The sequence below is a fragment of the Neisseria weixii genome (genome assembly GCF_002327085.1).
Lineage (GTDB): Bacteria > Pseudomonadota > Gammaproteobacteria > Burkholderiales > Neisseriaceae > Neisseria > Neisseria weixii.
Genome location: NZ_CP023429.1, coordinates 1,941,891 through 1,953,852 on the forward strand (window position 1 = coordinate 1,941,891; position 11,962 = coordinate 1,953,852).

The 11,962-nt window shown below is 47.1% G+C and carries 7 protein-coding genes and 4 pseudogenes; 8 read left to right on the forward strand and 3 right to left on the reverse strand.

Going from position 1 to position 11,962, the window contains the following annotated elements:
* Window positions 1-385: 385 nt before the first annotated feature.
* Window positions 386-994 (forward strand): annotated as a pseudogene (locus CGZ65_RS09875) (calcium-binding protein); the annotation flags it as partial.
* 625 nt (window positions 995-1,619) lie between these two features.
* Here the strand turns inward: CGZ65_RS09875 and CGZ65_RS09880 are convergent.
* Window positions 1,620-2,274, reverse strand: a pseudogene (locus tag CGZ65_RS09880) (IS1595 family transposase).
* Window positions 2,275-2,559: 285 nt separating this feature from the next.
* Here CGZ65_RS09880 and CGZ65_RS12940 point away from each other — a divergent pair.
* Window positions 2,560-2,715 (forward strand): hypothetical protein, encoded by a 156-nt coding sequence (locus tag CGZ65_RS12940; protein ID WP_157742769.1) that lies wholly within the window; start codon window positions 2,560-2,562, stop codon window positions 2,713-2,715.
* 358 nt (window positions 2,716-3,073) lie between these two features.
* Here the strand turns inward: CGZ65_RS12940 and CGZ65_RS12945 are convergent, their stop codons facing one another.
* Window positions 3,074-3,289, reverse strand: coding sequence for a hypothetical protein (locus tag CGZ65_RS12945; protein ID WP_157742770.1), 216 nt, complete (start codon window positions 3,287-3,289; stop codon window positions 3,074-3,076).
* Window positions 3,290-3,595: 306 nt separating this feature from the next.
* On the opposite strand from CGZ65_RS12945, the pseudogene CGZ65_RS15370 reads away from it, so the two are divergent.
* The 3 genes and pseudogenes from CGZ65_RS15370 to CGZ65_RS09900 all read left to right on the forward strand — a co-directional run.
* Window positions 3,596-4,481, forward strand: a pseudogene (locus CGZ65_RS15370) (hypothetical protein); the annotation flags it as partial.
* 459 nt (window positions 4,482-4,940) lie between these two features.
* Window positions 4,941-6,020 (forward strand): calcium-binding protein, encoded by a 1,080-nt coding sequence (locus CGZ65_RS14300; RefSeq protein WP_232507600.1) that lies wholly within the window; start codon window positions 4,941-4,943, stop codon window positions 6,018-6,020.
* A 234-nt stretch (window positions 6,021-6,254) separates the two neighbouring features.
* Window positions 6,255-7,316: pseudogene (locus CGZ65_RS09900) on the forward strand (2,3-butanediol dehydrogenase).
* A gap of 70 nt (window positions 7,317-7,386) precedes the next feature.
* On the opposite strand, the gene gloA reads toward CGZ65_RS09900, so the two are convergent.
* The gene (gene gloA, locus CGZ65_RS09905; protein ID WP_096295688.1) at window positions 7,387-7,800 is read right to left on the reverse strand and encodes a lactoylglutathione lyase; all 414 of its coding nucleotides are present in this window, start codon (window positions 7,798-7,800) and stop codon (window positions 7,387-7,389) included.
* 237 nt (window positions 7,801-8,037) lie between these two features.
* Between gloA and CGZ65_RS09910 the strand changes: the two genes are divergently transcribed.
* The 3 genes from CGZ65_RS09910 (at window position 8,038) to CGZ65_RS09920 (ending at window position 11,910) form a co-directional block, all read left to right on the forward strand.
* Window positions 8,038-9,579 (forward strand): Re/Si-specific NAD(P)(+) transhydrogenase subunit alpha, encoded by a 1,542-nt coding sequence (locus tag CGZ65_RS09910; RefSeq protein WP_096295689.1) that lies wholly within the window; start codon window positions 8,038-8,040, stop codon window positions 9,577-9,579.
* An 11-nt stretch (window positions 9,580-9,590) separates the two neighbouring features.
* On the forward strand, window positions 9,591-10,976 hold the full coding sequence (gene pntB, locus CGZ65_RS09915; RefSeq protein ID WP_096295690.1) for a Re/Si-specific NAD(P)(+) transhydrogenase subunit beta: 1,386 nt from the start codon (window positions 9,591-9,593) through the stop codon (window positions 10,974-10,976).
* Window positions 10,977-11,112: 136 nt separating this feature from the next.
* A complete protein-coding gene (locus CGZ65_RS09920; protein ID WP_378595734.1) occupies window positions 11,113-11,910 on the forward strand; it encodes a formate/nitrite transporter family protein in 798 nt (265 codons plus the stop codon).
* Window positions 11,911-11,962: the final 52 nt, after the last annotated feature.

Consider the following 11,962-nt stretch of genomic DNA (forward strand, 5'->3'; position numbering starts at 1 on the left):
TAACCCAAATAATTCAACTTCTGCACTAGTAGGAGCTACAGGAGCAACTTTAGGCCAGATAGGTAATATTCGAGAAGTAGTTACTGGATCCAGTATATCAAAATTTACCAAAGCAGGCGGAGCATTAGGAATGCTACAAGTTGGTATCAATGCTCATAATAATTATAAAGATACAGGGAGTGTAGGAGAAACTATTGGAAAAGTGACTGTAGGTGATATGTTAACAACTGGTGCGGCAGTAGCTGCCATGATTCCAGGTGGGCAATTAGTTGCGGTAGGACTAACTGTTGCAGGTTTAGGTTATACCATTTGGGAGAATAAAAATGGTGCGATAACATTAAAGGATATTATAAAAAGTCATCCTGATAATAATCGACAAGATGATTGGGGTAATCCTGAAAATCAAAAAAATTGGTGCGACCCTAACGACTGGAAAGAGTGGCAGGATTCTGTCAACCGCGACGGCAAATACCACATTGTCGACCCGCTGGTTCTCGACCTTGACGGCGACGGCATCGAAACCGTCGGCGCGCAAGGCTATGCGGGTGCATTGTTTGACCACGACAAAGACGGTATCCGCACATCAACGGGCTGGGTGGCTGCCGACGACGGATTGCTGGTCATCGACCGCAATTCAGACGGCCTGATCAACAACGGCGGCGAACTTTTCGGCGACAGCACCGTATTGAAAGACGGCAGCAATGCCGCGCACGGCTATGCCGCATTGGCCGAGTCCGATACCAATTCGGACGGCAAAGTCGATGCCCAAGATGCGGGTTTCGACAAACTCAAGGTATGGCGCGATTTGAATCAGGACGGCGTATCTCAGGAAGGCGAACTGTTTGCCTTGGCCGAAGTTGGCGTTCAGTCCCTGAATGCCGGTTATCAAGACGTTAACCAGCGTTTGGGCAACGGCAACACTGTTGCCCAAAAAGGTTCATACACTACTGCCGGCGGCGAAACCCGCGAAATGGGCGATTTGCTGCTGGCGGCATAATATATGCCATTTGATATCTTAATATGCCGTTTGTTTTGATTGCGGTGGAGTAATTTAGGCTTGTATATTAAGATGAAAAAATTTGGAAGACTTGGTATTTGCTTTCAATTTGGGTTGCTCTAGATAGCTAGGGTTATCTTAAATGGTTTTGAATAAGCCGTGTTATCTGAAATACCCCTTTAGTTTTTTGTGTTTATTATAAATATGCTGACTTCAAAATATGCTAACAAGCATATTTATCTTATCGTTAGGAACTTTTATGGAAGAATTAGGTGCGAGATTAAAGTCATGGCAGAATCTTCTTTTTTCTTTATCTGGGGTAATATTTATTATATTTTTAATATTAATTATTTATTTTTAATTTTAATATTTTTTTAGTGACTAAAAAAATAAAAAAAATTAATTTGGAAGATGTACAAATTATAGCAGTAAAAGCTACAAATTCAGCTAAGTCAGGAGTAGCTATTTATAAAGAAAAAAGAAAGATTTTTACAGCCCTTTGTTTTGGAAGGTGATGATTTATGTGGTTCGGTTGGCTTTGCTGTAAAGATAGATGCTAAAAAAATCACTGGAGTTCAACAGAGTAAATCAACTTTTTTTATGGGGCTGACGTAGATTAGCTTTAAATACCACACCAAATCCGCAGTGTTTTCAGCTGTTCTTTTGGTGTACCAAAGTTAAAATGAAATTCGCATTCTTTCAAGAATAAAGGGAAAGATTTACGGTCAATTCCATTATATTTTCGTAGGACGCGCTTCGCCTGATTCCGGAAGTTTTCAATGCCGTTGATATGATTTTGGCGGTCTGCAAACAGCTGGGAATGATTGATGCGATGGTGGGTAAATTCGCTCACATCCAGCACATCATAGCTTTTATGGCAATCAGTATAAACAATACTGTCAGGCATGATTTTTCTTTTAATAACAGGCAGTAAAGTATCCTGTTTGGTATTTTTAACCACAACGGTATAGACCTTACCATTGCGTATTCAAAATACCGAAGACAGCCACTTTACCGGCAGCACCGTGACCGCGCCTGCCTTTACGCTGCCCGCCAAAACAGCTTTCATCCGGCCCGACAGCACCATCAAAAACTTCGTCTGCCTGAAGCTCTAAATGGCAGGCAATGACTTGGCGGATTTTGCGGTAAAACAGCATAGCTGGATTGGGTTGAATATCGAGTACGTTGGCTGCTGCGCGTGCAGTAACTTCCAATACAAAAAAGTGGAGGAGTTTTCGCTGGGTAGGCTTGCTTAGTTTGCAATGGGTTATCTTCATTTTTTGAGTGTAACCTAACTGCTAATCTACGTCAGCCCCTTTTTTATTAATGAAATATATTTTAAAGATGGAAAAATATATAAGAATTTGGAGGTGGAGCAAGCCAAAATACTAATGGAAATTGAACAGAAAAATACAGTGAGATCATTTGTTGTTTTTTTAGGGGTGTCTTTTGTTTTTTTATTCTAGGATTTGTTCTTTTGTTATTTAGGAGAAAATTATGTCTAAACAGGGTGTAACGTATTTATTATCCAATATTGGGGTAAGATTGGTACGGTAGATGGAATGATTGGTGCAAGCACAAGTCAAGGGAATACCACAGCAGCCGTTTCAGGTACCGTAACGGCAATTGGCAGCGTAGCTTTAATGTTTCCTGGTTCTGTTGGGCAAGTGGGAACAGCTTTAATTGTAGGAGTTAATTTAGGGAAAACAGAAAGATAAAATTTATGGTAAATCAAAAAAAATATTTTTGCTATCTATATTATTTATATGCAATATCATCTATATTATTCAATATGTTGAATTTTAAGAATAATGTGGGAATTTCTGTAGTCTGTTCATATCTCATTTTGCTATCTTTATTCTTCTTTAGAAGAATAAAGATTGATACTTATGATAAAGATATGAATATTAGGAAATTTGAAACAGTATTAATTGCTTTGAATATATGTTTATTTTTAACATTAATTTTAGATATTGAAAATTATAAAATATTTATATTTCCTATTTTTATTCTTTCCATTCCATCTGTTTTCTTTATTTCATTAACAAAAAAAATCTTCTCAGTTCGAAAGGAATTTTAAATGAAAATTTTTAATATAGCAAAGCAATCAGCACAAGCAATGACGCAAATTGGTGGTGGTGCAACTAATATGTATGGGGCTTTAACCAGCTTTGGAGAAGCGGTCAGCAAAGGGGATGCAGGAAGTATTTTATCTACCGCATCAGGTGTTATTTCTACAGCAAATTCAATTGCAACTATTGCTGGAAATAATTCAAAAGGTTCCGATGCCATTGCACTTGGTGCTGCTGCTACCAGTTTGACAATGAATATAAATAGGCTATCGAAACAAGTAGAAAAAAATGAACCAATAAAACTTACAGATGTTCAAAATGTAATTGGTGATGTTTTCAGTATTGCGGGCGATACTGCATCATTAGTGGGTGGGAAAGCAGGTGAAGCTCTTGGTCTTGAGTTGAATGCTATTGGGCTTAGTATTAAAGCATACGGAGAAGCTACTTTAGGAAATCAAACAATGTCCCCTGATGATTTATTCAATGCTGATAATTGGAAAGGCTTTGGATGGGATTTGGCTGAACGATGGTCGCGTCAATTCTACGAACTATTCCCGATGAACTTAACCCGTGGAAAGACATCAACCGCGACGGCAAATACCACGTCTACGACCCGCTGGTTCTCGACCTTGACGGCGACGGCATCGAAACCATCGGCACGCAAGGTTATGCGGGTGCGTTGTTCGACCACGATAAAGACGGTATCCGCACATCAACGGGCTGGGCGGCCGCCGACGACGGTTTGCTGGTAATTGACCGCAATTCAGACGGCCTGATCAACAACGGCGGCGAACTGTTCGGCGACAGCACCGTATTGAAAGACGGCAGCAACGCCGCACACGGTTATGCCGCATTGGCCGAGTCCGATACCAATGTCAGACGGCAAAGTCGATGCCCAAGATGCGGATTTCGACAAACTCAAGGTATGGCGCGATTTGAATCAGGACGGCGTATCTCAGGAAGGCGAACTGTTTACCCTTGCCGAACTCAATATCCAATCTCTTGATGCCGCCTATCAAGATGTCAACACCCGTTTGGGCAACGGCAACACCCTCGCCCAAAAAGGTTCATACACTACTGCCGGCGGCGAAACCCGCGATATGGGCGACCTGCTGTTGGCCAACGATACTTTGCACAGCCGCTATGCCGGTTCGGTAAGAATGACCGAAGAACAAATGCGGGCGGCAAACCTGCAGGGCATCGGCCGCTTACGCGATTTGCGCGAAGCGGCGGCATTGTCGCCTGATTTGGCGGAAACGCTCAAGGCTTATTCGGATGCGGAAACCAAGGCGGAGCAACAGGCTTTGCTGAACAAACTGGTTCAGGAGTGGGCGAAAACCGATCCGGATTATCACGTCGGCTTCACTTTCTCTACCGCCATGTTCCGCACCGCTAACGAAGGTGTGGCCCTTACGCCTACTCAAGCCGGTTTGGTTCTGGGTTATTCCATTCCGCAAGAATATTTGGACAAAATCCAGCACTACCGCCAAAAAGTCGCCACACTCGATGCGTTCTCCGGTGAAAAATCACACGTAATGTTCAGCATGAACGATACCGAAACCAAGCGCATTTTCTCGGTTATCGACAAGGCATACGATTCCCTTAATAAAAATGTCTACCGGGCACTGTTGTTCCAAACCCGTTTGCAGCCGTATTTGAACGAAATCGGCCTCGTCCTCGAAAATGACGAGTTCAAACTCGATTACAGCGGCGTATTGGCTAAATTCGGCGAAGTACACGCGGAAAATCCTGAAAAAGCGTTTGTGGATTTGGGGGAGTTTGTCGCTTATTCTCAGGATAACGGCAGCGTAGGGATTCAGCAGCTTTCATCACTGTTTGCGCAATATGTTCAGGCAGCAGTGGCGCAAGGTATGTTCGAACAATATGCGGAACAACTTGGCGGCACGGCCTTGACAAAGCTTGGGCATCAATTAGGTACTGATGCCGATGAAACATTACGCGGCACAGATTTATCCAACTTCCTGTTGGGTGGTGAAGGCAATGATACGTTAGAAGGTAGAAATGGAGATGATATTCTCTCCGGTGGTAATGGTCATGACACCCTTAATGGCGGAACGGGCAACGACACCCTGACCGGCGGTGCGGGCAACGACAAACTGAACGGCGGCAGCAGCGAAGCCGATACCTACGTCTTCGCCAAAGGCCACGGACAGGATGTGGTTTCCGACAGCGGCAGCAAAGCCGCACATACCGATACATTGGTGTTCACAGGCGCGAAGCTTTCCGATACTGCCTTTATCCGTAACGGCTATAACTTGATTGTCAAAGCCTACGGTTCGGAAGACCAAGTGACTCTCGACTACTTTTTCTATAACGGTGACCGTCAGAATTTCAATTTTGTTTTCGATGACCAAACCGTTAAAGGTGCTGATGTTGCACTGACTGTAAACGGTACGGAGCAAAACGAAACCTTACAGGGGTGGAGCAATGCCGATACGGTTAACGGCGGTGCGGGCAATGACACCATTTACGGTTACGAAGGCAATGATGTTTTGAACGGTGCCGACGGCGACGACCGTCTCGAAGCCGATAAAGGCAATGACCGTCTGCTCGGAGAGAGCGGTAATGATACATTGGTCGGAGGCAGCGGCAGCGACATTCTCATGGGCGGTGAAGGCAATGACAGATTGGAAGGCGGCAGCAACGAGGCCGACACATACGTCTTTACCAAAGGCCACGGTACTGATACCGTATCGGACTACGGCAGCAAAGACGAGCATATCGATACCTTGCTGTTTGATGGTGCTGAGTTTTCTGATGCGGTGTTCAGCCGTTTCGGTAATGATTTGGTGGTGAAGGCTTATGGAGAAGGTGATCAGGTTAATGTTCAAAACTTCTTTAGTAGCAGTCATTACCGTTATACCGAGTTTGCGTTTGAGGACAAAACTGTTTCGGCGAATGATGCAATGAATGCTGTTGCAGTTGTCTGATTAGGCTTTAAAGGCCGTCTGAAAATTTTCAGACGGCCTTTTTGCTACACTTTATTTCACGGTGGAATGGGAGTAAGATAGTTTGCCTCTTTTATATTTATTTATAATTTATTGAAAATGAATTGTATATTGTGATATGAATTTATTATAAAAATATTTTTCAGTTACTTAAATCCATATACATTGTTACTTGTTTATCATTTATTTCCCAACCCATCAGATAAGGAGTTACATATGAAAGCAGCACGTTTCTACGACAAAGGCGACATCCGCATTGAAGACATCCCCGAACCTACCGTGGCACCGGGTACCGTCGGCATCAACGTGGCTTAGTGCGGCATTTGCGGTACGGATTTGCATGAGTTTATGGAAGGGCCGATTTTTATTCCGCCATGCGGCCATCCGCATCCGATTTCCGGCGAGGAAGCACCGGTCACCATGGGTCACGAGTTTTCCGGCGTGGTATACGCTGTAGGTGAAGGCGTGGACTACATCGAAGTCGGCCAGCATGTGGTTGTCGAACCTTACATTATCCGTGATTATGTGGACACCGGCGAAGGCAGCAATTACCATTTGTCTAAAGATATGAACTTCATCGGCTTAGGCGGCTGCGGTGGTTTGGCGGAAAAAATTGCCGTTAAGCACCGTTGGGTGCATCCGATTCCCAACGATATCCCATTAGATCAGGCCGCTTTGATTGAACCTTTATCTGTTGGTCACCATGCTTATGTGCGCAGTGGCGCAAAAGAAGGCAATGTTGCCTTGATAGGCGGCGCAGGCTCCATCGGTTTGTTGCTGGCGGCGATTTTGAAAGCCAAAGGTATTAAAGCCATCATCACCGAATTGAGCAAAGCCCGTAAAGACAAAGCCAAAGAAGCCGGTGTAGCTGATTATATTCTCGACCCTTCCGAAGTCGATGTGACCGAAGAAGTGCTGAAACTGACCAACGGCGAAGGCGTGGATGTGGCATTTGAATGCACGAGCGTGAATAAAGTATTGGATACTTTAGTGGCTTCTTGCAAGCCGACTGCCAAAGTGGTGATTGTATCGATTTGGAGCCAGCCGGCAACCATCAATGTGCACAGCGTAGTGATGAAAGAATTGGATGTACACGGCACCATCGCCTACTGCAACGACCATGCCGAAACCATCAAGCTGGTGGAAGAAGGCCAAATCAATCTCGAGCCGTTCATTACCCAGCGTATTAAATTGGACGAATTGATTTCCGAAGGCTTCGAGCGCCTGATTCACAACAATGAGTCTGCGGTAAAAATCATTGTGAACCCGAATCTTTAACCTATTGAATTGTTAAATAAAAGGCCGTCTGAAACTTAAATTTCAGACGGCCTTTCTTAATTGCCTTGAATTACTTATCGTATTGTACCGAATCATGGCCGGAATTTTTTTGGATGAACTCGATTTTGTAACCGTCGGGATCTTCCACAAACGCAATCACGGTGGTACCGTGTTTCATCGGACCGGCTTCGCGCACGACTTTGCCGCCCTTTTGTTTCACCATTTCACAGGCTTGGTAAGCATCGTCCACCTCAATCGCAATATGGCCGAAGGCATCGCCCAAATTATAGTTTTCAGTATCCCAGTTATAGGTCAGCTCCAATACGGTATTTTCCGCTTCGTTACCGTAACCGACAAAAGCCAAAGAGAATTTACCGTCCGGATAATCGTGTTGGCGCAGAAGTTGCATGCCCAAAACGTTTTGATAGAAATCAAGTGATCTTTCCAGATTACCGACACGCAGCATAGTGTGGAGCATCCGCATGATGTGTTCCTTTTATTGGTTTTAAATTCTTATTTTAACACGACAATCTCTACGCTATCCACCTCCTTTTCCGCAGTCTAATTCCGCAGTCTAAAGTCTTTTTCGGACTAAGTATAGTTAAAATTAATATATTAAGAAAAAGAATTTTTTCATTGTCTTTCAGGCAAAAATTAGTTATAAAGTATTGGTTAAGATTCATTTACATAAGCTTGATTAACCAACTTAAAGGACGAAGACATGAGGATTGGTATTCCTAAAGAGTCTCTGGCCGGTGAAACCCGCGTGGCATGTACGCCTGCGACCGTAGCCCAGTTGCAGAAGCTGGGCTTTGAGGTTGTGGTGGAACACGATGCCGGTTTGGCTGCCAGCTTGGATAATGCCGCTTACGAAGCCGCCGGTGCCGTTGTGGCCGATGCGCATACGGTGTGGCAAAGCCCGTTAATTTATAAAGTAAACGCGCCGGCCGAATCAGAAATAGGCCTTCTGAACGCCGGCCAAACGCTAGTGAGCTTTTTGTGGCCGGCACAAAACTCCGAACTCGTGCAGAAACTTGCCGATAAAAAAGTGGATGTGCTGGCGATGGATATGGTGCCGCGCATTTCGCGCGCGCAGGCTTTGGATGCGCTCTCTTCTATGGCCAACATCAGCGGCTACCGCGCCGTGATTGAAGCGGCCAACGCGTTCGGCCGTTTCTTCACCGGCCAGATTACCGCCGCAGGCAAAGTGCCGCCCGCACAAGTGCTGATTATCGGCGCGGGTGTAGCCGGTTTGGCCGCCATCGGCACGGCAAACTCGCTGGGCGCGGTGGTGAAAGCGTTTGACACCCGTTTGGAAGTGGCCGAGCAGATCGAATCGATGGGCGGCCAGTTCTTAAAACTCGATTTCCCACAGGAAGCGGGCGACAGCGGCGACGGCTACGCCAAAGTGATGAGCGAAGAATTCATCGCCGCCGAAATGAAGCTGTTTGCCGAGCAGGCCAAAGAGGTGGACATCATCATCACCACCGCCGCCATTCCCGGCAAACCCGCGCCCAAGCTGATTACCAAAGAAATGGTGGAAAGCATGAAGGCGGGCAGCGTGATTGTGGATTTGGCTGCGGCCACCGGCGGCAACTGCGAATTGACGAAACCGGGCGAATTGTTCATCACTGACAACGGCGTGAAAATCATCGGCTACACCGATATGGCCAACCGCTTGGCGGGGCAGTCTTCCCAGCTTTACGCCACCAATCTGGTCAATTTAACCAAGCTGTTAAGCCCCAATAAAGACGGCGAAATCGCGCTGGATTTCGAAGACGTGATTATCCGCAACATGACCGTTACCCGCGAGGGCGAAATCACGTTCCCGCCGCCCGCCATCCAGGTTTCCGCCGCACCGCAGCAAACGCCGTCTGAAAAAGCCGCGCCCGCAGCCAAACCCGAGCCGAAACCCGTTCCCGCTTGGAAAAAACTGGCACCTGCCGTAATCGGCGCGGTGTTGGTTTTATGGGTGGGCGCGGTGGCACCGGCCGCCTTTCTGAACCACTTTATCGTGTTCGTGTTAGCTTGTGTGATTGGTTATTATGTGGTGTGGGACGTGAGCCATTCGCTGCACACGCCGCTGATGTCGGTAACCAATGCGATTTCGGGCATCATCGTGGTCGGCGCGCTGCTGCAAATCGGCCAAGGACACGGCTTTGTGTCGCTGTTGGCGTTTATCGCAGTGTTGATTGCCAGCATTAACATCTTCGGCGGCTTCTATGTCACCCGCCGCATGTTGAATATGTTCCGCAAAGGATAAGGGGTTACGATATGTCTTTAGGTTTGGTAACTGCGGCCTACATCGTCGCCGCAATTTTGTTTATTTTCGCGCTGGCCGGTTTGTCAAAACAGGAAACGGCCAAGCAAGGCTGCTATTTTGGCATGGTCGGCATGGCGATTGCCTTGTTTGCTACCATTTTCAGTGAACAGTCTTCAGGCTTTTTCTGGGTCGTGTTGGCGATGGCTGCCGGTGCTGCTATCGGTATTTACGAAGCCAAAAAAGTCGAAATGACTGAAATGCCCGAACTGATCGCGCTGTTGCACAGCTTCGTCGGCCTGGCCGCCGTGCTGGTGGGCTTCAACAGCTTTATCGAAGCGGGCAACGTTGACCCGGAAATGCACACCATTCATTTGGTGGAAGTATTTTTAGGCGTGTTTATCGGCGCGGTAACGTTTACCGGCTCGATTGTGGCCTTCGGCAAACTCAACGGCAAAATCAGCAGCGCACCGCTGCAACTGCCGCACAAACACAAGCTGAACCTGGCTTCGATTGTGGTGTCGTTTCTGTTGCTGCTGCTGTTTGTCGGCGCCGACGGCAGCTGGTTCGCCCTGATTGTGATGACCTTAATCGCCTTGGCTTTCGGCTGGCATTTGGTCGCTTCCATTGGCGGCGCCGATATGCCGGTAGTGGTATCGATGTTGAACTCATACTCCGGTTGGGCGGCCGCAGCGGCGGGCTTTATGCTCGGCAACGATTTGCTGATTGTTACCGGTGCGCTGGTAGGCTCGAGCGGCGCGATTCTGTCGTATATCATGTGTAAAGCCATGAACCGCTCGTTTATTTCGGTGATTGCCGGCGGCTTCGGCACCGACGGCACCTCTGCCGCCGCAGGCAGCGAAGAAGTGGGCGAATACCGCGAAGCCAAGCCTGCCGAAGTGGCAGAAATGCTGAAAAACGCCTCGAGCGTCATCATTACCCCGGGCTACGGCATGGCGGTGGCACAGGCGCAATATCCGGTGGCCGAAATCACCGAGCTTCTGCGTAAAAACGGCACCGAAGTGCGCTTCGGCATCCACCCCGTTGCCGGCCGTCTGCCCGGCCATATGAACGTGTTGCTGGCCGAGGCCAAAGTACCTTACGACATCGTATTGGAGATGGATGAAATCAACGACGATTTCCCCGACACCGACGTGGTGCTGGTGATCGGCGCCAACGATACGGTCAACCCCGCCGCACAAACCGACCCCAATTCGCCGATTGCCGGCATGCCGGTGTTGGAAGTGTGGAAAGCCAAAGAAGTGGTGGTGTTCAAACGCTCGATGAACACCGGCTACGCAGGTGTGCAAAACCCGCTCTTTTTCAACGAAAACAGCGTGATGTGCTTCGGCGATGCCAAGAAAACCGTTGATGATATTTTGGCCGAACTGAAAAAATAAGCCGAAACCGACTTGAGGCCGTCTGAAACGTTTCAGACGGCCTCATTACATGGAATAACAAAAATACACCCTTGAGTTATATCAAGCGCGACAGCGTTTCACCACCGTAAAATAACGCTTATATTCAATACGGACAATAAACATGAGTGATTTATATCCACATGAAATCCTGCGCGCCACCGCTGATAAAGGCGTCGCAAAAGGCAATGGTGACGCGCTGCAACTCAGCGTCTTGGGCTTTTTGGGTGGTGCATTTATTTCCATCGGCTATCTGGCCTACATCCGCGTAGTCGGCGGCATGCCGGAAGAAATGGGCAGCTTGGCCACCTTGCTCGGCGCGGCTGTTTTCCCCATCGGCCTGATTTGTATTTTATTGGGTGGCGCGGAACTAATTACCAGCAATATGATGGTGCTGCCAGTGGCCCTGATGATGAAAAAGATTACTGCTGCTCAATGGATGCGCAACTGGCTGATTGTATCGTTGACAAATGTACTCGGCGCATTTTTTGTAGCTTGGTTTTTCGGCCATTTTTTGGGCTTGACCGAAGGTCATTACCTACACGAAACCATTACCGTGGCAAAAACCAAAGTCTCGGCAGACTTTGCACATGCTTTCGTGTCCGGCATTGGTTGTAACTGGATGGTGGCGATGGGTGCGTGGCTGTGCTACGGCGCGCATACTTACGGTGGCAAGATTTTGGCGATTTGGTTTCCAATTATGATTTTCGTGTTAATCGGTTTTCAACACGTTGTTGCCAACATGTTTGTCATTCCGGCTGCGATTTGGGGCGGTGCCGATATTTCTTGGGCGCAGTTTATGCACAATATGGTGTCGGTTTACTTGGGTAATGCGGTCGGTGGCTCAATATTTGTCGGTATGCTTTATGTGTTGGCTTACCGAAAGCAAGCAGAAGCAGCTGATTCTACGCATTGATAAAACGATTAAAAAGGCCGTCTGAAAAATATTTTTCAGACGGCCTTTTGCT

Bases quoted from the DNA above. Each gene is read 5' to 3' on its own strand.
- CGZ65_RS12940 (WP_157742769.1), top strand. From the start codon at position 2,560: ATGATTGGTGCAAGCACAAGTCAAGGGAATACCACAGCAGCCGTTTCA.
- CGZ65_RS12945 (WP_157742770.1), bottom strand. From the start codon at position 3,289: ATGGCATCGGAACCTTTTGAATTATTTCCAGCAATAGTTGCAATTGAA.
- CGZ65_RS14300 (WP_232507600.1), top strand. From the start codon at position 4,941: ATGTTCGAACAATATGCGGAACAACTTGGCGGCACGGCCTTGACAAAG.
- gloA (WP_096295688.1), bottom strand. From the start codon at position 7,800: ATGCGGATGCTCCACACTATGCTGCGTGTCGGTAATCTGGAAAGATCA.
- CGZ65_RS09910 (WP_096295689.1), top strand. From the start codon at position 8,038: ATGAGGATTGGTATTCCTAAAGAGTCTCTGGCCGGTGAAACCCGCGTG.
- pntB (WP_096295690.1), top strand. From the start codon at position 9,591: ATGTCTTTAGGTTTGGTAACTGCGGCCTACATCGTCGCCGCAATTTTG.